Origin of the sequence: Caldanaerobacter subterraneus subsp. tengcongensis MB4, from assembly GCF_000007085.1 — a bacterium.
GTDB classification, from domain to species: Bacteria; Bacillota; Thermoanaerobacteria; order Thermoanaerobacterales; family Thermoanaerobacteraceae; genus Thermoanaerobacter; species Thermoanaerobacter subterraneus.
This window is the reverse complement of sequence record NC_003869.1, coordinates 1,419,602-1,440,166: the sequence shown is the minus strand read 5'-3', so window position 1 is coordinate 1,440,166 and position 20,565 is coordinate 1,419,602. Positions and strand designations below refer to the sequence as shown.

The following is a 20,565-nucleotide window of genomic DNA, read 5'->3' as shown; positions in this document are numbered from 1 at the left end:
ATGGAAGGTGCATGAGGAGTGATGGTATGTACCTTAAGAAGCTGGAACTATATGGATTTAAATCTTTCGCAGACAAAGTCAGTTTAAATTTTGAAAAAGGTATTACCGCAATAGTGGGTCCTAACGGAAGTGGCAAAAGCAACATCTCTGACGCTATAAGATTGGTGTTAGGAGAACAGAGCATAAAGAGTTTGAGAGGTTCAAAACTCGAGGATGTAATTTTTGCTGGCAGTGAAACTAGAAAGCCTCTAGGATTTTGTGAGATAAACCTTACGCTTGACAATTCTGACGGTTTACTCCCCTTTGATTACAATGAAGTCGTCATAACTAGAAAAATTTTCCGGTCAGGGGAAAGCGAATTCTTTATAAACAAAACTCCCTGCAGGCTAAAGGACGTCCATGAACTTTTTTTGGACACGGGAATAGGTAAAGAGGGATATTCTGTCATTGGTCAAGGGAAGATAGATGAAATCTTGTCCGCAAAGCCGGAAGAAAGAAGGTTAATTCTAGAAGAGGCGATTGGGATATCGAAATATCGCTATAAAAAAGAAGAGGCCGAGAGAAAACTAGTTTCAGCGGAAGAAAATCTCATCAGGTTAAATGACATAGTTGTGGAATTAGAAAAACAGCTTGAGACTTTGAAAGCACAGAAGGAAAAGGCAGAGAAATACCTTTTCTTAAAGGAACAGAAAAAAGAGGCTGACATAAGTCTTTACGCGCAGCTAGCAAAAAGAGCTATAAAAAGATATGATGAATTTAGAATGCAGTATGATGTTCTGGTGAAAAAATTAGAAGAAAAGACAAGAGAGAAACAGGAAGAAGAGAAAAAATTTCTATTTCTTGAAGGAGAAGTGGGAAAATTAAAGAGAAGAATAGAAGAAGAAAAGGATAGGTATCACAACCTTCTAAGGGAAATAGAAATTGTCTCAGGGCAGAAGGAACTTCTAGTAGAGAGAGTTAAAAATTTAGAAGAAAATATCAAATACTATAGCGAAGAGTTAGAAAAACTGGAAAAAAAGAAACTCCTTCTAAAAGAAGAGCTGAAAAAGTCGGGGGACAGGATCTTCAGACTGCAGGAAGAAAAAAATGGACTTCAGAGTAAATTGAAAGAGATGGAAGAAAAGCAAAAAAACTTGCACAGGCTTTACAGAGAAAGGGAAGAGGAGATTGAAAAGGCTAAAGCAGACATAATTGAGATACTAAACCAGATGGCAGAAGCAACTAGCAAGATTTCTTTGAATAAATCTCTAAAAGAGGAGTCAGAAAGCAAAAGAGAAAACCTTATTTCAACTAAAAAAGCTCTCGAACAAAAGTTAAAAGCACTGCTTTTGGACAAGAAAGAAAGCGAAGGTAAGTTAACTGAGCTACAAAAAGGCCTTTTTAAACTAGAAAAGGCAAAAGAGGATTTGGAGGAAAAACTTAAAAGGCTAGAAGAAGCTTTTAAGTTAAAAGAGAGGCTTCTGAAAGAGCTCGGGGAGGAACTTGAGAAGAAGAAGTCCCGTCTTTTTATTCTGGAAGATATGGAAAGAAATTATGAAGGGTATAGCGATACCGTGAAAAAACTGTTTAAGGTGGCGGATAAAAGAGGAATAGTAGGAGTTGTCGGAGAGCTTATTGAAGTGGAGGAAAGCTACAGGCAAGCTATAGAGGTGGCTTTGGGCTCTAACATCCAAAACGTAGTTGTAGAAAATTCTCAAAAAGCTGCTGAATTGATAGAAATTTTAAAGAAGCATAATTTAGGAAGACTAACTTTTTTGCCTCTTGACTTGGTGAAAGGGAAAAAGCTTGAAGGAGAAGCTGCTTTGACTGAAGAAGGGGTCATGGGGATAGCATCTTCCCTTGTAAAGTATGCCCCTTCCCTTGAGAGAGTTTTTAATTTTTTGCTTGGAAGAACCCTGGTAGTAGATACAATTGAGACTGCGATACATCTCGCTAGGAAGTACGATCAGGCCTTTAGAATTGTCACATTAGACGGAGAGCTCATCAACATAGGTGGGGCTATCACAGGAGGAAGTTTAAAGTCAACTAATACAAGCATTCTTTCAAGGAGAAACGAAATAAAGAGGCTGAGAAAAGATATAGAAGAACTATTGGATAGTGAAAGAGATATAAAAGCAGAAGTAGAAGTGGTTGCAAGTGAGAAGGAATCTGTAAAATCAGAGTTGAAAAAGTTAGAAGAGCAGATTTATATCAATGAAAGGGAATTGGAAGCTACAAAGCAGGGCAAGGATTTTGTTGAAAAAGAAATACAAAATTTAGAAGAAAAGATGCAGGACATTTCTGTTGAAATAAAAGAGCTCGATGAAATCATCTCTATCTACAGAAAAGAAATTGAAGAGGAGTCTCTCAAGTTAAAAGCTTTGGAAGTAGAAAAAGACAAACTTGAGGAATTAGTCAAAGGTTTCAGCGGGCAAAATAGCAAAAATAGAGATGAATTATCTATTTTTGAAAAACAGCTCACAGAGTTAAAAATAGAGATTGCTAAAGTAGGGGAAAAGCTTCAGAATGAGGTAAATAACTTAAAAGAAAAAGAAAGAGAATTCAAAGAAGTGCTGAAAGCCATAAAAGAAAAGGAAGTTCAAATTGAAAGCATGAAAAGGTCAATTGAGAAGCTGCAAATTGAAATGGAAGAATCAGAAAAGGCACTTAAAAGTTTGACTGTGGAGGTTGAAAAGTCTAGAGAATACCTCTCTTCTCTAGAAGAGAAACTCTTTGAAGAAGAAAAAGGTGCGCAGAAAGACAGAGAAAAGTTTTTGGCACTTCAGGAGGAATACACCAGCTTGAAAGAAAAAGTTCATCATGTGGAGATGAACATGCAGAAATTTCAGATGGAGATTGACAATATAAAGCAAAGGCTGTGGGAAGAGTACAACCTTGCATTGGAAGAAATTATAAAAGAAGAGAAAGAAGAAGAAATTACAAACCTAAGGATCGAAGTGGAAAGATTAAATGAAGAGATAAAGAACTTGGGAAATGTTAATCTAGACTCCATAGAGGAGTTTAGGCAGGTGAAGGAAAGGTACGACTTTTTAAAAAATCAGATGGAGGATATCATAAGAGCAAGAGAATCTCTGCTTTCAGTAATTGAGGAAGCCAGTAAAATAATAAAGATAAGATTTCAGGATGGCTTTGAGGTGTTGAGGGCGCAGTTTAAGGAGACTTTTAAAAAATTGTTTGGTGGGGGCAATGCCGAGCTTGTATTGACAGACGAAAAGAATCTGCTTACAACAGGGATAGAAATAAAGGCACAGCCTCCTGGGAAGAAATTGCAAAACCTTTCTCTCCTCTCTGGCGGAGAAAAGGCTCTTGTCGCTATTTCTCTTTTGTTTGCCATGCTTACAATGAAACCTACGCCTTTTTGCGTTTTGGATGAGATAGATGCTGCTTTGGACGACGCTAATGTGGACAGATTTGCCAAGGCTTTGAAAGAACTTTCTAAGGATACGCAGTTTATAGTAGTTACTCACAGAAGGGGAACTATGATGGCAGCAGATGCTATATACGGCGTCACCATGCAGGAAAAGGGAGTTTCAAAGCTTTTATCTATCAAGCTAAATACTGAAGATAGGTCAGGAGGGTTGCTCACACATGCTTAATTTTCTGCAAAAATTTAAAGAAAATTTAACTGCGAAGTTAAATGAGGTATTAAGCTTTGGCAAAAAAGTAGATGAGGAATTGTTTGAAGAACTGGAAGAAGCACTTATACTAGCTGATGTAGGGGTTGATACAACTTACAAGATTATTCAATCGCTTAAGCAGAAGACAAAGGAGGAAAAGATCTTTGAAGCAAGCAAAGTAAGGGAACTTTTGGCACAAGAGATATATGAGATTTTACAGAAAGATGTAGAGCCTTTTGTTTTGACTTCGCCAATGGTGATTTTGATAGTAGGGGTAAATGGGGTAGGAAAAACTACTACTATTGGAAAATTAGCTCATTTGTATAAAAAGCAGGGTAAGAGCGTAATGATGGTGGCAGCTGATACCTTCAGAGCCGCTGCCATTGACCAGCTAGAGGTGTGGGCGAAAAGAGTAAATTGCCCTATAATAAAGCATCAGGAAGGTTCTGATCCGGCATCAGTGGTGTTTGACGGTCTTCAGTCAGCAAAAGCTAGAGGTATAGACGTAGTTATTTGCGACACTGCTGGAAGGCTTCACAACAAGAAAAATTTAATGGAAGAACTTAGAAAAATACGAAAAGTTATAGACAGGGAGTACAGCGAGGCTAGAGTGGAAACTTTTCTAGTTTTAGATGCTACTACTGGTCAGAATGCTCTACAGCAGGCTAAGATATTTAAGGAAGTCGCTGACATAACAGGAATAATACTTACTAAACTAGATGGAACTGCCAAAGGTGGTATTGTCATAGCTATAAAAGAAGAACTTAACTTGCCTATAAGATATATAGGAATTGGGGAAGGAATGGAGGATTTGCAAGCTTTTGACGCAAAATCCTTTGTTTCTGCTATTTTTCAGTGAATAAAACTGCAAAAAAATGAAAAAACAGAGTTGACAAAAATGAGGGCTTCATATAAAATCTTAATGTAAAGGTCAAAACCTTAACGGGTGGGATTCCTTGTGGAAGATGATTTTTTGTTTATGACCCTTTTATATGACTTTTACGGGGCCTTGCTCACTGATAAGCAGAGAGAAATTTTCGAAATGTATTATCTGAATGACTACTCTCTCGGAGAGATATCTGAAATTCTCGATATATCCCGTCAGGGAGTGTATGACGCCTTAAAAAGGGCAGAGGATTCCCTGGAATTTTATGAAGAAAAGTTGGGATTAGTAAAAAAGCACCAGGAAATGATGAAAAAAATTGAAAAGATTAAAGAGTGCATAAAATTAATAAAGGAAAGGGAAAAGGACGAAGAGATTCTAAAAATTATTGAGGATATGGCTCGAGAGTTGGAAGAGTTAAATCCTTAGGAGGTATTTTTTGATGGCTTTTGAAAGCCTTTCTGAAAGGCTGCAGGGAGTTTTTAAAAAGCTAAGGGGTAAGGGGAAACTGACGGAAAAAGACATAAAAGAGGCGATGAGGGAAGTAAAAGTTGCCCTTTTGGAAGCTGATGTAAATTTCAAGGTAGTCAAGGACTTCATAAATTCTGTCACTGAAAAGGCTCTGGGGCAGGAAGTAATGGAGAGCCTTACTCCTGCCCAGCAGGTGATAAAGATTGTGCATGAAGAGCTCATAAAGCTTATGGGCTCTGTAGAGAGCCGATTGAATCTGGGCAGTAAAGTGCCTGCTGTTATAATGATGGTGGGTTTACAAGGCTCCGGAAAAACTACTGCCTGCGGCAAACTGGCTAACCTTTTAAAAAAACAGGGCAAGAATCCGTTGCTGGTGGCCTGCGATACCGTAAGGCCAGCGGCTATCAAACAGCTGCAGGTTTTGGGAGCAAACATAAATGTACCCGTTTTTACCATGGGAGATAAGGTGGACACTGCTGACATAGCAAAAGCCTCCATCGACTATGCCAAGTCCCATAATGTGGATGTGGTTATAATTGATACAGCAGGAAGACTTCACATTGATGATGAATTGATGGAGGAGCTTGTGAGGATTAAGGAAGCAGTCCATCCCGATGAGATACTGCTTGTGGCTGATGCCATGACAGGACAAGATGCAGTAAATGTGGCTTCTTCCTTTAATGAAAGGCTTGATATAACTGGTGTTATACTGACAAAGCTTGATGGGGATACAAGAGGTGGAGCTGCTCTTTCCATTAAAGCTGTGACTCAAAAACCTATAAAATACGTGGGGATTGGAGAAAAGCTTGGAGATATAGAGCCTTTTTACCCTGATAGAATGGCTTCCCGCATTTTAGGGATGGGTGATGTCTTAACCCTTATAGAAAAAGCTCAAGCTGCAATAGATGAGAAAAAGGCCCTTGAGATGGGGCAAAAAATACTGTCAAAGCAGTTTACTCTTGAGGACTTTTTAGAGCAGTTGAGAAGTCTTAAAAATATGGGGCCACTTGATCAGCTGCTTGCCATGATTCCCGGTGTAAACAAGAGTGTTTTGAAAAATGTAGAAGTTTCTGAGAAGGATTTAAAGCGAATTGAAGCTATAATACTTTCTATGACAAAAGAAGAGAGACAAAATCCTTCCATTATAAATGGAAGTAGAAAGAGAAGAATAGCAAGGGGCAGCGGCACTACAATCCAGGAGGTGAACAACCTCTTGAAGCAGTTTGAAGAAACCAAAAAGATGATGAAGAGATTTGCTGATATAGACAAAGACCTTAAAAGAGGTAAACTGAGGTTGCCTTTCTTGCAGTAGGTGAAGGCGGGCGACTTTTAAAGGAGGTGAGAAAGTGGCAGTTAGAATAAGGCTTAAAAGGTTCGGAGCTAAAAAGAGGCCTTTCTACAGAATAGTAGTTGCAGACTCAAGGTCTCCGAGAGATGGAAGATTTATTGACGAAATAGGCTACTACAACCCTATAGCCGAACCTGCAGAGATAAAAATAGACGTAGAGAAGGCAAAGAAATGGTTAAGTGTTGGTGCCCAGCCTTCGGATACAGTTAAATCTCTATTTAGAAAAGAAGGTATAATCAATAATTAATCCTCGTCAATGAGGAGGTGTAAAAATGGGAGAACTGGTTAAAACTATAGCTAAAGCATTAGTCGACAACCCGGATGCAGTAGAAGTCAACGAAATCCATGGGCATCAGTCTATAATAATAGAACTTAAAGTCGCTCCAGAAGACATGGGCAAAGTCATTGGAAAACAGGGAAGAATTGCGCAGGCTATAAGGACTTTGGTTAAAGCTGCTGCCCTAAAGGAGAAAAAGCGTGTGATTGTTGAGATAATTTAGGTGATAGTATGGCTGACTACTACAATGTGGGGAAAGTTACTTCTCCCCACGGAATAAGAGGGGAAATAAAAGTATATCCCCTTACCAATGTGCCTGAGAGATTTTACGACATCCCCTATATATGGGTCTTTGATGAAAAAGACATACCTTGCAAATATGAGATTGAAAATGTAAAAATTACATCAAAAGGAATGGTGCTTTTAAAACTCAAAGGAATTGATAGCAGAAATGACGCAGAAAAACTAAAAGGCTTATTTCTTAAGGTTGATGCAGAAAATGCACTTAAGCTCGAGGAAGACGAATATTTTATAACTGACCTGATAGGAATGAAGGTTTACACAGAGGAAGGAGAATTAATAGGCACATTGGAGGAGGTTTTGCAGACAGGGGCAAATGATGTGTACGTCGTAAAAGCAAAAGAAAGAGAAGTGCTGTTGCCTGCAATAAAAGAAGTGATAAAGAAAGTTGATGTAGAAGGCAAAGTGATGATTGTGCGCCTCTTGGAGGGGCTATAAATGATTTTTGATGTTTTAACGCTGTTTCCTGAGATGTTTGAATGCGTTCTTTCTCACAGCATTTTGAAAAGGGCTGTTGAAAAAAGTAAGCTAAAAGTGAATTTAATCAACATAAGGGATTTTTCAAAAGATAAACATAAAAGAGTAGATGACTATCCTTATGGCGGGGGACCGGGGATGGTCATGATGCCCCAGCCCCTTTTTGATGCCATCGAATTTGTGAAAAGTCAGGGGAACATTCCTGTCTACTACTTAAGTCCAAAGGGCAAAATTTTTACCCAGGAAATGGCAAGAGAACTTTCAAAGATGGAAAGAATTGCTCTTTTATGCGGCCATTACGAGGGAATTGATGAAAGAGTATATGCAGTGATAGACGGTGAAATCTCAATAGGAGATTTTATACTGACAGGTGGAGAATTGGCCGCAATGGTGGTCATAGATGCAGTGACAAGGCTAATTGATGGGGTTTTGTCTCATCCTCAGAGCGCTTTAGAGGAATCCTTTTCTGACTATCTTCTCGAATACCCTCAGTACACGAGACCAGAAGTATTCAGAGGAATGAGAGTGCCTGAGGTGCTTTTAAGTGGCAATCACGCTGAAATTGCCAGATGGAGAAGGCAGAAGTCTTTGGAGATAACCCTTTTAAAAAGACCTGATTTATTGAAAAAAGCCAATTTGACTGAGGAAGATAAAAAATTTCTTAGAGAAAAAGGATATGAGATATAGAAAAGGAAGGAGGGAATGTAGCATGGACTTGATAAAGGCTGTGGAAAGCGAGCAGCTTAAGAAAGACATTACGCCTTTTAATGTAGGTGACACTGTAAGAGTGTACTACAAGGTCATAGAAGGAGATAGGGAGAGAATTCAGCCTTTTGAAGGGATAGTCATAAAGAGAAGCGGAAGTGGTCTCAGGGAAACTTTCACTGTGAGAAGAGTTTCCTATGGCGTAGGCGTAGAGAGAACTTTTCCTCTTCACTCTCCAAGGCTTGAAAAAATAGAAGTGATAAGGAGAGGAAAAGTTAGGAGAGCAAAGCTTTATTACCTGAGGAAGAGAGTAGGAAAAGCTGCAACAAAGATAAAAGAATTGATGGAGTAAAAAGGGGGTTTTACCCCTTTTTTGACTATAGCGGAGGAATTAAGAGATGATACAGTGGTATCCAGGTCACATGGCAAAAGCCAAAAAGGAGATTATCTCCAACTTAAAATTGGTGGATGTGGTATATGAGATTGTCGATGCTAGAATTCCTAGAAGCAGCAGAAACCCTGATTTTGATGAAATAACCAAGAGAAAAAAGAAGATAATGCTTCTTAACAAAGAAGATTTGGCGGATGAAAGGATAACAGACCTTTGGATAAAGCACTTTAAAGAAAAAGGCATAGAAGCTGTAAAAGTAAATGCTATAACGGGAAAGGGTTTTAAGGAATTAGAAGAAAAGACTAAAGAAGTTTGCAAAGATATTCTAGAGGCAAAGGTCAAAAAAGGCCTTACTCCCCGCTTAAGGGGTATGATTTTGGGAATACCAAATGTAGGCAAATCTACTTTTATTAATACGCTGATAGGGAGAAAAAAAGCAAAAACTGGCGATAAACCTGGAGTTACTAAAAGCCTTCACTGGATAAGGACGCCCTACCTTGACCTTTTAGATACTCCAGGGGTGCTGTGGCCAAAATTTGAAGATAAAACTACCGGATTCATGCTTGCAATAACAGGGGCCATAAAGGATGAGATACTAGAGATGGAAGAAGTAGCTCTTTTTCTTGTTTCTATTTTAAAAAATCGCTATCCTGACTATTTGATAAATCGCTATAAACTTGATAAAATATGGGAAGAAGAAATAAAAATCATAGAAGATATAGGTAAAAAAAGGGGTTGCTTAGTATCAGGAGGAGAAGTAGACTTTGTAAAAGCTTCAACTGTATTGCTAGAAGATTTTAGAAAGGGGAACTTGGGGAGAATTTCGCTTGAAGAACCTTAAGGGGGAAATATTGTCATGCTCTCTAAAGTAAAAACCATGGCCATTTTAGGAATAGACGCATATGTAGTAGATGTAGAAATAGATTTAGGGACAGGGATACCTTCTTTTGACATAGTGGGATTAGGGGATACAGAGGTAAAGGAGGCAAGAGATAGGGTAAGGGCAGCTATAAAAAACAGCGGATTTGACTTTCCTTTAAAGAAGATAACGGTAAATCTCGCCCCTGCCGACATTAAAAAAGAGGGCACCGCTTTTGATTTGCCTCTAGCAGTAGGGATTCTGAAAGGAACTGAGGTAGTGAAAAATGACCTAGAGAACATTGCTTTTATTGGAGAGCTTTCTTTAGACGGTAGCTTAAGGGGAGTAAATGGCGTTCTTCCAATGGTGATGGGGGCAAAAGAAAGTGGAATCTTATCTGTAGTAGTGCCTTATGAAAATGCCCAAGAGGCCTCTGTAGTTAAAGGAATAAATGTGTATGCAATGAAGAGTTTAAAGGAAGTAGTAGAGTTTTTAAATGAGGAAAAGACCTTTAATCCTTTTTCTTTAGATATAGAAAATTTCTTTAAAAGCCCGGACTATGGGGTAGACTTTTCAGAAGTTAAAGGACAAGAAAACGCAAAAAGAGTTTTAGAAATAGCTGCGGCGGGTTCCCATAACGTGCTCATGATAGGACCGCCAGGTTCTGGCAAGACAATGTTGGCAAGGCGTTTTCCCACCATTCTTCCTCCTTTGTCCTTTGAAGAAGCATTAGAAGTAACAAAGATATACAGCATCGCAGGGCTTTTGCCCAAAGGGACGCCTCTTATGACAGCAAGGCCTTTTAGGTCTCCTCATCACACTGTTTCTACAGTTGCCTTGGTAGGTGGTGGTAAATATCCAAAGCCTGGAGAAGTATCTTTAGCTCACCACGGAGTTTTGTTTTTGGACGAGATTCCTGAGTTTAAAAAAGATGCCATTGAAGTTTTAAGGCAACCTTTAGAGGACGAGTTTGTAACTATCACTAGGGTCAACGGAAGCTTTACATATCCCAGCAAGTTCATATTGATCCTCGCGATGAATCCTTGTCCTTGTGGTTATTACGGTGATGATACTCATGAATGTCACTGCAGTGTAAATGAGATAAGGCGATATCAGAACAAGATTTCTGGCCCTTTGCTGGACAGAATAGATTTGCACGTGGAGGTAAGACCTCTTAAAAAAGGGCACTATTTTGAAGAGGGTGAAGAGACAGAAACTTCTGCCACTATTAGGGAAAGGGTTGAAAAAGCGAGGAAAATTCAGCTTGAGAGGTACAAGAATATAGGCATATTTTCAAATTCCCAGTTAAAAGGAAATTTGCTTAAAAAATACTGCAGACTTGACACTAGAACAAAAAAATTTTTAGAAGAGGCCTTTGACAAACTTTCTTTAAGTGCCAGAGGGTATAACAAAGTTTTAAAAGTGGCTCGCACAATCGCAGATTTGGAAGGGGAAGAAAATATTAAGTTAGAACACGTGGCAGAGGCACTGCAGTACAGAATTGCTGACAGTAAATACTGGTATAAATGAGAAGGTGTGATGCTGTGAATGTAAAGGACATATTCAATAAAGAGGGCATTAAGAATATTTTTTTCATATTGGTCGGGACTTTTATATCCTCTATAGGGATCAACATGTTCCTCGTACACGCTAGGCTTCTAAGCGGTGGAGTTTCAGGTATAGCTCTCATAATACAGTATTTCACAAAATTTCCAGCGGGGTACACTATATTTTTACTTAATATTCCTCTTTTAATATTAAGCTACAAAAAAGTTAATTTGCGCTTTACAATTTTTACTATTATAGGCACTGCTGCTCTGTCTTTCTTTCTAGTCCTCACTTATTCCGTGAGAAATGTTTTGCTCATAAACGATCCTTTGCTTCTAAGCCTTTATGGCGGCGTATTGAATGGGCTTGGAATGGGAATAGTATTTAGCAACCACGGTTCTACAGGAGGACTGGATATAATTTCAGTTATTGTCAAGAAAAAATATGATAATTTTGAGATTGGCCGCATATCCTTTACAGTCAATTTCATAATTGTAGCTTTAGGAGCTATATTTTTCGGACTTACAAGTGCTCTTTATACGCTTGTTTCTATGTACATCACCTCTTATATGGTAGATAAAACTATAAAAGGATTTAATAGGCAGAAGATGGTCTTAATTGTAACTGACAAAGTAGAGGAAGTGAGTAAAGAGATAATGGACACTCTCCACAGAGGAGTTACGCTGCTTCACGGAGAAGGTGCCTATACTGGAGTTAGCAAAAAAGTCCTTTACTCAATTGTATCTTTGACTCAGCTTCCTCAGCTGAAGCTCATCGTGCATCAGATAGACCCCAATGCTTTTCTTTCCATACTTGATGTGTCAGAGGTTCACGGAAAGGGTTTCGTCAGAGAACTTTTTTAAATTCTTCGCAAAGGAGGCGTTTGAGATTGAAAAGAGTATTTTCTGGAGTACAGCCGTCAGGGGATATTCACATAGGAAATTACTTAGGTGCAATGAGACAGTTCGTTGCCCTGCAGGATGACTACGATTGTTTCTTTTGTGTCGTGGATTTACACGCTCTTACAGTCCCTCAGGACCCGGTGGAACTTAAGAAAAATACCATTGAACTGGCAGCTTTATATATGGCAATAGGGCTTGACCCCAAAAAAGTCACTCTTTTTGTACAATCCCACGTTTCAGCTCATGCAGAACTGGCATGGCTGCTTCAATGCATCACTTATTTTGGAGAGCTTAGCAGAATGACTCAGTTTAAAGAAAAGAGTAAGGGCAAAGAGTCGGTTTCTGTAGGACTTTTTACATACCCTGACTTGATGGCGGCCGACATACTTTTGTATAAGACCCATTATGTGCCTGTGGGAGAAGACCAAAAGCAGCATCTGGAGCTTACAAGAGATGTGGCACAGAGGTTTAACAACAGGTTTGGGGAAACCTTTGTCATTCCAGAGCCCATGATCTTAAAGTTTGGCGCTAGAATTATGAGTTTGACAAACCCGACTAAAAAGATGAGCAAGAGCGACGCTGACCCCAATAACAGGGTAAATCTTTTGGATGACCCAGACACAATTTACAGGAAAATAATGAAAGCTGTGACAGATTCCGAAAGTGAAATAAGGCTTGATTGGGAGAAAAAACCGGGGATTAGCAACCTCCTCACAATATACAGCCTTTTCACTGGCATGGAAGTAGATGAAGTTGTGAATAAGTTTAAAGGGCAGGGTTACGGTACTTTGAAGAAGGAGCTAGCGGAGGTTGTCATTGATAAGCTTTCGGTTATACAGAAAAATTACAGGGATATAAGCGAAGAAGAAGTTTTAAGGGTATTAAAAGAAGGGGCTGAAAGGGCAGAAGCTGTAGCAGTTGAGACCTTGAAAGAAGTAAAGGAAAAGATGGGGCTTATACTAAGAGATTAAAAGGCATTTAAAATGTGATTTACTTTTTCTAAAGTCAATTTTTCGGGATTGAGGTACACTTCAATTATGTCAAATCGCGGTTGGTATTGTTTGAAGTTTGAGCTAGCTATGTAAACTTGAGCTATTTTTACAATTTTCTGCTGCTTGTGAAAGTCTACGGCTTCGCTGGGGAGTCCAAAATTCACAGAAGTTCGCGTTTTTACTTCTACAAAGACTATTTGGTTTTTGTAAAGGGCTATTAAGTCTATTTCTCCAATTTTGCACTTGAAGTTTTTTTCTAAAATTTTATACCCCTTTTTAGAGAGATACTGGGCAGCTATTTTTTCACCTACGCTGCCTACTGTTTTTTTGTTCACTTTTTTCATCCTTTCAGAATTTTTTCTACATAAGTCCGCCTGTGAATAGGACATGGCCCGTACTTTTTTAAAGCTTCGATGTGTTCCTTTGTGCCATATCCTTTGTTTTTTGCAAAGTTGTATTGAGGGTAAAGTTTGTGGTATTCCCTCATAATCCTGTCCCTTTCTACTTTTGCAAGAATTGAAGCAGCGGCAATTGATATGCTTTTTGAATCGCCTTTTACTATGGGAAGCTGCTTTATAGGCATGTCGGGGATTGAGATGGCGTCCACCAGAAGGTATTCTATTTTTTCTTTTACTTCAAAGATAGCCTTCTTCATCGCTTTCAATGTTGCATTTAGTATGTTTATCTCATCAATTTCTCTGCAGTCTACTATACCTATTCCATAGGAAATCGCTTCTTTTTTTATCACTTCTGCCAATTTTTCTCTTTTTTCCTCAGGAAGTTTTTTTGAGTCGTTTATCTCCGGTATAAATATCTCTTTGGGGAGTATTACGCAAGCAGCTACTACAGGACCCACTAGTGGTCCTCTTCCTGCTTCATCAACTCCTGCTATAAAATTTAGCCCTTCTTCGTAAAGCTTCTTTTCATAAAATTTCATTTCTTCTATTCTCTTTATTTCCCTTTCAAGCCATGCTTTTGCTGAAGAAGTGAGATTTGAAAAGTCCAAATCTTGAAGAGAACCATGATAAAGGTGTTCTTTTAACTGGCGCAAATTAAGCTTTTTCACGGCTTCCTCACCTTTTTAATATTTTGTTCTCCTTTATTTTATCACAGTTTTTGTATTATAATAAAGGTAAATTGAAGAAAGAATTTACAAAAGGTGATACAAGTGAACAGAGAAAAAGTTTTTAAGATATGGCTTAGTAGTGTAGTGGGGATAGGATACAAGTCCTATTTTCAATTGATGGAGTTTTTTAAAAAGGCCGAGGAAATCTACAGGGCAAAAGAAATTGATATATTTAAGGCAACAGGAAAGAAAAATCTAACGGAGAAAATAGTGGAGGCACAAAAATTAAACCCGTTTGAATATGTAGAAAGGTTGCAAAAATTAAAAGTAAGTGTATATACATTAGAAGAGGAGGAGTATCCTTCTATTCTTAGGGAAATTCACAACCCTCCTGTTGTCCTTTATTTGAAAGGCAGGTTAAATTTAAAAGACAAATTTTCAATTGCCATGGTAGGATCAAGAAAAGCTACGTACTATGGAAAGCAAATGGCTCAAAAACTCTCTTACGACCTTTCAGAAAGAGGTATAACGGTTGTGAGCGGACTGGCAAGGGGTATAGATACATATTCCCATTTAGGTGCTTTAAAAGGAAGGGGGAGCACTATAGCCGTTTTAGGATGTGGAATAAATGTGGTATATCCTACAGAGAATAAAAAGTTGATGGAGCAAATTGGAGAGGAAGGACTTTTGGTGTCTGAATATCCTCTTGACTATCCGCCCCTCTCTCAGAATTTTCCGCTGAGGAACAGGATAATAAGCGGCCTTTCTCAGGGAGTAGTAGTGGTAGAGGCTGGGGCCAAAAGCGGTGCCTTGATAACTGCACAATTTGCTTTAGAACAGGGCAGGGAAGTTTTCGCGGTGCCCGGAAATGTCACAAGTGCATATAGTGCTGGAACGAATGACCTCATAAAACAAGGAGCAAAAATTGTAACACAGGTGGAGGATATTTTAGAAGAGTTTAGCTTCAGAGAAGACCTCAGAATGGCATTAACTGAAAATGAGGAACTATCTTTGACGGAGGATGAGAAGGTGGTGTACGAGTTTATTAAAGAGGCTCCTAGGGATGTGGAAGAAATTTCTTATACTTTGAACATGAAAATGTCGAAATTGAACAGCATTTTGACCTCTCTCATGCTCAAAGGTTTGATTGACAGGCTCCCTGGCAACAAATATACTAAAAAAATTTTTTGATAATTACAAAAAACTTTGATATAATTATTAGTTGTTTTGGAGGTGTACTCATGGCAAAGTCTCTAGTTATTGTGGAATCTCCTGCGAAGGCTAAAACTATTTCAAAATTTCTTGGAAAAAATTTTAAAGTTGCTGCATCTCAAGGGCATGTCAGGGATTTGCCTAAAAGCCAGCTGGGCGTTGACATTGAAAATAACTTTGCTCCCAAGTACATAACAATAAGGGGCAAAGGCGAGATAATTGAAAAATTAAAAAAAGAGGCAAAAGATGCTGAGAAAATTTTCCTCGCTACAGACCCTGATAGAGAAGGAGAGGCAATTTCATGGCACATTGCCCAGCTTTTAGATTTGGATATTGACAAACCCTGTCGCATAGAATTTCATGAAATTACAAAAAACGCAGTCCAAGCTGCTATAAAAAATCCGAGGAAAATAGACCTCAATTTAGTAAATGCTCAACAAGCGAGGAGAATCTTAGATAGGCTGGTAGGATATAAAATTAGCCCTATTCTATGGAAAAAGATAAAAAGGGGGTTAAGTGCTGGAAGAGTTCAGTCAGTTGCTGCAAGACTGGTCTGTGACAGAGAAAGGGAGATAGAGGCCTTTGTGCCTGAAGAATACTGGAATATAACTGCAGTTCTTTTTGACGAAAAAACTTCTAGCAAATTTGAGGCGAAGTTCTACGGAAGAGAAGAAGAAAAGATTGAGCTAAAAAATAGAGAAGAAGTAGATAAGATAATAAATTCTCTATCTGAAGAATATGTCGTATATAAAGTAAAGACAGGGACAAAAAAGAGAAATCCGCCGCCTCCTTTCATCACTAGCACCTTACAACAAGAGGCATCGCGCAAACTGGGCTTTACTGCAAAGAAAACCATGTTAATTGCTCAGCAGCTTTACGAAGGAATTGAAATAAAAGGGGAAGGCAGTGTAGGACTTGTCACTTATATAAGGACAGATTCTACAAGGGTAGCGAAAGAGGCAAAGGAAGAGGCATACAGGTATATCACAGAGAAGTTTGGAAAAGAGTATGCAAATCCTGATGCAGAGTATTCTTCAAAAAAGGCCAATGTGCAGGATGCCCATGAGGCTATAAGGCCTACTTCTGTGTTCAGAGAACCAGAGATTATAAAGGACTCTTTGACACCTGACCAGTACAAACTGTACAAATTGATATGGGATAGATTTATTGCAAGTCAAATGATGCCAGCAATTTATGACACAGTGGCTATGGACATTAAAAATAACGGCTATATCTTCAAAGCTTCAGGGTCAAGCGTTAAATTCTTGGGGTTTATGACTGTCTATGTGGAAGGCAGTGACTTTCAGGAAGAAGAGGAAGAAAAGACACTACCTGTATTAAAAGAAGGCACAAAAGTCAGATTGGAAGAGCTGAAGCCGACACAGCACTTTACACAGCCGCCTCCCAGATACACTGAAGCCTCTCTCATTAAAGAACTAGAAGAAAAAGGAATAGGAAGACCTAGCACTTATGCTCCAACTATCGCTACTCTTTTAGAGAGAGGATATGTAGTGAAGGACAAAAAAGTTTTAAAACCTACAGAGCTGGGGTTTATCGTCACAGATGCCTTAAAAGAATTCTTCTCAGAAATTGTAGATGTGGGATTTACTGCTGAGATGGAGGAACAGCTGGACAAGATAGAAGAAGGAAAAGTAGAATGGTATGAGGTGGTAGGAGACTTCTACAGAGATTTTTATAAGACTTTGAAGGTTGCCGAAGAACAGATGGAGAAAGTGGAACTAGAAGAGGAAGTGGAAGTAACTGATATAAAGTGTGAAGTTTGCGGAAGGCCGATGGTAGTCAGAAAGGGTAGATACGGCAAATTCTTGGCCTGTTCAGGGTTTCCAGAGTGCAAAAACACAAAACCCCTTCTTGAAAAAGTGGGTGTAAAATGCCCTAAATGTGGAGGGGAAATTGTAAAGAGAAGGAGCAAAAAAGGAAGGGTTTATTATTCATGTGAAAATGCGCCTCAGTGCGATTTTGTGCTTTGGGATAAGCCGGTCAATGAAAAGTGTCCGGTTTGTGGCAGCCTAATGGTAGAAAAAAATACGAAAAACGGCATTGTCATAAAGTGTTCTAATCCAGAGTGCGGATATCAGAAAGAAACTAATTAAATGAATTTATCAAAAATTTTGAATTAATCTTGAAGCTTTTCACAAAATGTGTTATAAATGTTTAAAGGGGTGTAATTATGTTTAGAGGCACTACTATAGTTGCAGTCAGAAGAGGAGATAGGGTATCTGTGGCGGGAGACGGACAGGTCACTTTTGGAGACAGCACTATATTAAAACACGGAGCTAAAAAAATAAGGAGGCTTTACAACGGAGAAGTCATAGTAGGTTTTGCAGGATCTGTAGCAGATGCCATGACCTTATCTCAAAAATTTGAAGAGAAATTAGAACAATATGGCGGCAATTTAAAGAGGGCAGCTGTTGAGTTGGCACAGGAGTGGAGAAAAGACAAGATTTTAAGAAAACTGGAAGCGCTTTTGATTGCTGCAGATAAAAAAGATACTTTGCTGATATCTGGAACAGGGGAAGTTATAGAACCGGATGAAGATGTCATTGGAATAGGATCCGGAGGGAATTACGCTATGGCTGCTGCTTTGGCTTTAAGGTATAACACAGATTTAGATACAGAAGAAATTGCGAGAAAAGCTTTGGAAATAGCTTCAAAGATATGCGTGTATACAAATAACAATATTACAGTAGAGACACTCTAGGGGGTGAGGAATGTGAAAAATTACACGCCTAAAGAAATTGTAGCAGAACTTGACAAATACATAGTCGGACAAAAGGAAGCAAAAAAGTCTGTGGCAGTTGCTTTGAGGAATAGATACAGAAGAAGCCTTTTGCCGGAAGATTTTAAAGAGGAAGTCACCCCCAAAAACATCTTGATGGTAGGGCCTACTGGAGTGGGTAAGACGGAAATTGCGAGGAGAATAGCTAAACTGGTAGAAGCCCCTTTTGTAAAAGTAGAAGCTACCAAATTCACTGAAGTAGGATATGTAGGAAGAGATGTGGATTCAATGGTAAGAGACCTGGTAGAAGCTGCTGTAAGAATGGTAAAAGAAGAAAAATTAAAAGCTGTGACAGAAAAGGCTAAAAAACTAGCTGAAGAAAGACTTATAGATTACCTCTTGGGGAAAAAGAAAAAGCAGCCTAAAAATCCTTTTGAAATGATTTTTAACTATCCTTCTAGTGAGAGGACTGAAGAACCGGATAATGTAGACAGCTACAAAAGGGAAGAAATAAGGCAGAGGCTGAGAAGTGGCGAACTTGACAACCACATGGTGGAAATTGAAGTAACTGACACAACTCCCCCAATGCTGGAAATGTACACAAATTTAGGGGCAGAGGAGCTTAACATAACACTGCAAGACATGTTTTCTGACCTCTTGCCCAAAAAGAAAAAATTGAGGAAGGTGACAGTAGCTGAAGCGAAAAAAATATTAGAAGCAGAGGAAGCGCAAAACCTCATTGATATGGATGAAGTGATAGAAGAAGCAGTAAAAAGAGCAGAAAATGATGGAATAATATTTATAGATGAAATTGATAAAATTGCCAGTACAGGGTATTCAGCAGGCCCCGATGTATCAAGAGAAGGAGTTCAAAGAGACCTTCTACCGATAATAGAAGGCTGCACTGTCATGACAAAATACGGGCCTGTGAAAACAGACTACATACTGTTCATAGCTGCTGGGGCTTTTAACGTAGCAAAAGTGTCTGACTTAATACCCGAACTTCAAGGAAGATTCCCTATAAGAGTAAACTTAAAGCCTCTGACTAAAGAAGATTTTGTCAGGATATTAAAAGAACCAAAGAATGCTCTTACAAAGCAGTATCAGGAGCTTTTGAGAACCGAAGGTGTGGAAATTAAGTATACAGAAGAAGCGATCGAGACAATTGCAGAAGTAGCTTACCTGATAAATCAGCAGTCTGAGGATATTGGAGCGAGAAGGCTCCACACTGTAATGGAGAAGTTATTTGAAGACCTTTCTTTCCATGCTCCCGAGTTGAGCGGTCAAGAGATAGTAATAACAGCAGATTATGTCAAAGAACAATTAAAAGACAGCTTAAACAAGTACGAAGTCAATAAATACATTTTGTAAAAAAATAAAAAACACAGGAGGATTGAAAAATGACGCTTTTAGAAAAAACGAGAAAATTAAATCGAATCTTACAAAAGACTGGCATACAACCGGTAGACTTTATGGAAATGGCTTCTATTTTAAAAGAAGTAATTGAAGCCAATGTCTATATCTTAAGTAGAAAAGGGAAAGTTCTAGGGTATAGCGCTTTAAAGGACTATGGAGATGAAATTTTTGCGAAAGACAAGGCAATTCCTGAGGAGTACAACGACAGACTTTTAAGAGTTACAGAAACGCTAGCAAATGACAAAGGAAAGCTCTTTAAAGAAGAGAAGGCCCTAGCTGACTTGATAGTGACAGTTGTCCCTATAAATGGAGGAGGAGATAGACTAGGTACTTTGCTTCTTATAAGATCCACGAAAGAATTTACTGACGACGATTTGATAATTGCAGAGTACGGAGCTACAGTGGTAGGCCTTGAGATTTTAAGAGCAAAGAATGAAGAAATTGAAGAAGAGGCACGGAAAAGGGCTGTAGTGCAGATGGCTTTAGCTACTCTCTCCTATTCAGAGCTTCAAGCTATAAAGAACATATTTGAGGAATTGAAAGGGAAAGAGGGACTTCTTGTTGCCAGCAAGATAGCTGACAAAGTAGGCATTACAAGGTCTGTAATTGTAAATGCTTTGAGAAAGTTTGAAAGCGCTGGAATAATTGAGTCCCGTTCCTTGGGCATGAAGGGGACTCATATAAGGGTTCTCAATGAAAAGCTCCTGGAAGAGCTTGAAAAAATGAAAAGAGACTGACCCCTGCTACTTAGCAGGGGTTTTTTATTTTGGAAAATAGGACTTTTTTCTTATGGAGGAAAATGTTAAGACATGGTATAATAATATTCGATAAAATTTGATATTATTTTACAAAAAAGGCAGCGTTACAACAATGTTAAATATTTATTTTTTGGAGTAATTTAGCAGGATTTTTGAGATTTTTGTCGAATTAAGTATATTGTGGTCGAAGGAGGGGAGAAAATGTGGGAGAATATAGACCTTCTGGCAAAGGGTTTATATGCAGCTACAGTGAGAAGCAATGTAATTGCAAATAATATAGCCAATGTAGATACCCCCAATTTTAAAAGGTCTGAAGTCAAATTTGAAGAAATTTTGCAGGAAGCATTAAATGGAAATAAGCTTAAAGGTTATATAACACATCCTCGTCACATTCCTATAGGTCCTCCCCCAATTGATTCAATAAAGCCAGAGATTTATCAAGTCAACACTACTTCAATGAGGTTGGACGGCAACAATGTGGATATAGATTATGAAATGTCACAGCTTGCTAAAAATCAGCTCTACTATTACGCTCTTGTTCAAAGAGTCAGCGGAGAACTCAATTCCATCATGACAGCCGTAAAAGACGGGAGGTAATGTTGA

At 38.7% G+C, this 20,565-nt stretch carries 21 protein-coding genes; 19 read left to right on the top strand and 2 right to left on the bottom strand.

What is annotated here, in order from left to right:
- The first annotated feature begins 26 nt into the window (after window positions 1-26).
- The 13 genes from smc to trpS all read left to right on the top strand — a co-directional run bounded on the left by smc (window position 27) and on the right by trpS (window position 12,749).
- Entirely contained in the window at window positions 27-3,596 is a 3,570-nt protein-coding gene (smc, locus tag TTE_RS07005; protein ID WP_011025732.1) for a chromosome segregation protein SMC, read from the top strand.
- Entirely contained in the window at window positions 3,589-4,476 is an 888-nt protein-coding gene (gene ftsY, locus TTE_RS07000) for a signal recognition particle-docking protein FtsY (protein ID WP_011025731.1), read from the top strand. Before smc ends, ftsY begins: the two co-directional genes overlap by 8 nt.
- Before the next feature lie 99 nt (window positions 4,477-4,575).
- Entirely contained in the window at window positions 4,576-4,929 is a 354-nt protein-coding gene (locus tag TTE_RS06995) for a putative DNA-binding protein (protein ID WP_011025730.1), read from the top strand.
- A 13-nt stretch (window positions 4,930-4,942) separates the two neighbouring features.
- A complete protein-coding gene (gene ffh / locus TTE_RS06990) occupies window positions 4,943-6,283 on the top strand; it encodes a signal recognition particle protein (RefSeq protein ID WP_031314007.1) in 1,341 nt (446 codons plus the stop codon).
- 34 nt (window positions 6,284-6,317) lie between these two features.
- Window positions 6,318-6,566, top strand: a complete 249-nt coding sequence (gene rpsP, locus TTE_RS06985) for a 30S ribosomal protein S16 (protein ID WP_011025728.1) — start codon at window positions 6,318-6,320, stop codon at window positions 6,564-6,566.
- Between the two features lie 25 nt (window positions 6,567-6,591).
- Window positions 6,592-6,819, top strand: coding sequence for a KH domain-containing protein (locus TTE_RS06980; RefSeq protein WP_011025727.1), 228 nt, complete (start codon window positions 6,592-6,594; stop codon window positions 6,817-6,819).
- 8 nt (window positions 6,820-6,827) lie between these two features.
- Window positions 6,828-7,334: a ribosome maturation factor RimM gene (gene rimM / locus TTE_RS06975; RefSeq protein WP_011025726.1), complete on the top strand. Its 507-nt coding sequence runs from the start codon at window positions 6,828-6,830 to the stop codon at window positions 7,332-7,334.
- Window positions 7,335-8,060 (top strand): tRNA (guanosine(37)-N1)-methyltransferase TrmD, encoded by a 726-nt coding sequence (trmD, locus tag TTE_RS06970; protein WP_011025725.1) that lies wholly within the window; start codon window positions 7,335-7,337, stop codon window positions 8,058-8,060. It abuts the gene before it with no gap.
- A gap of 22 nt (window positions 8,061-8,082) precedes the next feature.
- Window positions 8,083-8,430: a 50S ribosomal protein L19 gene (gene rplS / locus TTE_RS06965; protein WP_011025724.1), complete on the top strand. Its 348-nt coding sequence runs from the start codon at window positions 8,083-8,085 to the stop codon at window positions 8,428-8,430.
- Between the two features lie 46 nt (window positions 8,431-8,476).
- Entirely contained in the window at window positions 8,477-9,310 is an 834-nt protein-coding gene (gene ylqF / locus TTE_RS06960) for a ribosome biogenesis GTPase YlqF (RefSeq protein WP_011025723.1), read from the top strand.
- Between the two features lie 15 nt (window positions 9,311-9,325).
- Window positions 9,326-10,858 (top strand): YifB family Mg chelatase-like AAA ATPase, encoded by a 1,533-nt coding sequence (locus TTE_RS06955; protein ID WP_009611053.1) that lies wholly within the window; start codon window positions 9,326-9,328, stop codon window positions 10,856-10,858.
- Window positions 10,855-11,739: a YitT family protein gene (locus tag TTE_RS06950; RefSeq protein WP_009611052.1), complete on the top strand. Its 885-nt coding sequence runs from the start codon at window positions 10,855-10,857 to the stop codon at window positions 11,737-11,739. Before TTE_RS06955 ends, TTE_RS06950 begins: the two co-directional genes overlap by 4 nt.
- Window positions 11,740-11,765: 26 nt before the next feature.
- Window positions 11,766-12,749 (top strand): tryptophan--tRNA ligase, encoded by a 984-nt coding sequence (trpS, locus tag TTE_RS06945; protein ID WP_011025722.1) that lies wholly within the window; start codon window positions 11,766-11,768, stop codon window positions 12,747-12,749.
- Here the strand turns inward: trpS and TTE_RS06940 are convergent.
- Together TTE_RS06940 and TTE_RS06935 are read right to left on the bottom strand one after the other, a co-directional pair.
- Complete coding sequence (locus TTE_RS06940) at window positions 12,746-13,105, bottom strand: YraN family protein (protein WP_031314020.1); 360 nt, start codon at window positions 13,103-13,105, stop codon at window positions 12,746-12,748. The genes trpS and TTE_RS06940 overlap by 4 nt on opposite strands.
- A gap of 5 nt (window positions 13,106-13,110) precedes the next feature.
- The gene (locus TTE_RS06935) at window positions 13,111-13,836 is read right to left on the bottom strand and encodes a ribonuclease HII (protein ID WP_011025720.1); all 726 of its coding nucleotides are present in this window, start codon (window positions 13,834-13,836) and stop codon (window positions 13,111-13,113) included.
- A gap of 102 nt (window positions 13,837-13,938) precedes the next feature.
- Between TTE_RS06935 and dprA the strand changes: the two genes are divergently transcribed.
- The 6 genes from dprA (at window position 13,939) to flgB (ending at window position 20,559) form a co-directional block, all read left to right on the top strand.
- Window positions 13,939-15,027 carry a DNA-processing protein DprA gene (gene dprA / locus TTE_RS06930; RefSeq protein ID WP_009611056.1) on the top strand — a complete coding sequence of 363 codons (1,089 nt, stop codon included), beginning with the start codon at window positions 13,939-13,941 and terminating at the stop codon, window positions 15,025-15,027.
- 50 nt (window positions 15,028-15,077) lie between these two features.
- The gene (gene topA / locus TTE_RS06925) at window positions 15,078-17,162 is read left to right on the top strand and encodes a type I DNA topoisomerase (RefSeq protein WP_011025719.1); all 2,085 of its coding nucleotides are present in this window, start codon (window positions 15,078-15,080) and stop codon (window positions 17,160-17,162) included.
- Between the two features lie 77 nt (window positions 17,163-17,239).
- Complete coding sequence (hslV, locus tag TTE_RS06920; protein ID WP_011025718.1) at window positions 17,240-17,770, top strand: ATP-dependent protease subunit HslV; 531 nt, start codon at window positions 17,240-17,242, stop codon at window positions 17,768-17,770.
- 12 nt (window positions 17,771-17,782) lie between these two features.
- Window positions 17,783-19,159 carry an ATP-dependent protease ATPase subunit HslU gene (gene hslU / locus TTE_RS06915; RefSeq protein WP_041587163.1) on the top strand — a complete coding sequence of 459 codons (1,377 nt, stop codon included), beginning with the start codon at window positions 17,783-17,785 and terminating at the stop codon, window positions 19,157-19,159.
- A gap of 29 nt (window positions 19,160-19,188) precedes the next feature.
- Window positions 19,189-19,941 carry a GTP-sensing pleiotropic transcriptional regulator CodY gene (gene codY / locus TTE_RS06910; RefSeq protein WP_009610444.1) on the top strand — a complete coding sequence of 251 codons (753 nt, stop codon included), beginning with the start codon at window positions 19,189-19,191 and terminating at the stop codon, window positions 19,939-19,941.
- A gap of 222 nt (window positions 19,942-20,163) precedes the next feature.
- Window positions 20,164-20,559, top strand: a complete 396-nt coding sequence (gene flgB, locus TTE_RS06905) for a flagellar basal body rod protein FlgB (RefSeq protein WP_011025716.1) — start codon at window positions 20,164-20,166, stop codon at window positions 20,557-20,559.
- Window positions 20,560-20,565 lie beyond the last annotated feature (6 nt).

Excerpts from the sequence above, each read along its gene's own strand:
- smc (WP_011025732.1), top strand. The coding sequence starts at position 27 with ATGTACCTTAAGAAGCTGGAACTATATGGATTTAAATCTTTCGCAGAC.
- ftsY (WP_011025731.1), top strand. The coding sequence starts at position 3,589 with ATGCTTAATTTTCTGCAAAAATTTAAAGAAAATTTAACTGCGAAGTTA.
- ffh (WP_031314007.1), top strand. The coding sequence starts at position 4,943 with ATGGCTTTTGAAAGCCTTTCTGAAAGGCTGCAGGGAGTTTTTAAAAAG.
- TTE_RS06980 (WP_011025727.1), top strand. The coding sequence starts at position 6,592 with ATGGGAGAACTGGTTAAAACTATAGCTAAAGCATTAGTCGACAACCCG.
- rimM (WP_011025726.1), top strand. The coding sequence starts at position 6,828 with ATGGCTGACTACTACAATGTGGGGAAAGTTACTTCTCCCCACGGAATA.
- trmD (WP_011025725.1), top strand. The coding sequence starts at position 7,335 with ATGATTTTTGATGTTTTAACGCTGTTTCCTGAGATGTTTGAATGCGTT.
- rplS (WP_011025724.1), top strand. The coding sequence starts at position 8,083 with ATGGACTTGATAAAGGCTGTGGAAAGCGAGCAGCTTAAGAAAGACATT.
- ylqF (WP_011025723.1), top strand. The coding sequence starts at position 8,477 with ATGATACAGTGGTATCCAGGTCACATGGCAAAAGCCAAAAAGGAGATT.
- TTE_RS06955 (WP_009611053.1), top strand. The coding sequence starts at position 9,326 with ATGCTCTCTAAAGTAAAAACCATGGCCATTTTAGGAATAGACGCATAT.
- TTE_RS06950 (WP_009611052.1), top strand. The coding sequence starts at position 10,855 with ATGAGAAGGTGTGATGCTGTGAATGTAAAGGACATATTCAATAAAGAG.
- topA (WP_011025719.1), top strand. The coding sequence starts at position 15,078 with ATGGCAAAGTCTCTAGTTATTGTGGAATCTCCTGCGAAGGCTAAAACT.
- hslV (WP_011025718.1), top strand. The coding sequence starts at position 17,240 with ATGTTTAGAGGCACTACTATAGTTGCAGTCAGAAGAGGAGATAGGGTA.
- codY (WP_009610444.1), top strand. The coding sequence starts at position 19,189 with ATGACGCTTTTAGAAAAAACGAGAAAATTAAATCGAATCTTACAAAAG.
- flgB (WP_011025716.1), top strand. The coding sequence starts at position 20,164 with ATGTGGGAGAATATAGACCTTCTGGCAAAGGGTTTATATGCAGCTACA.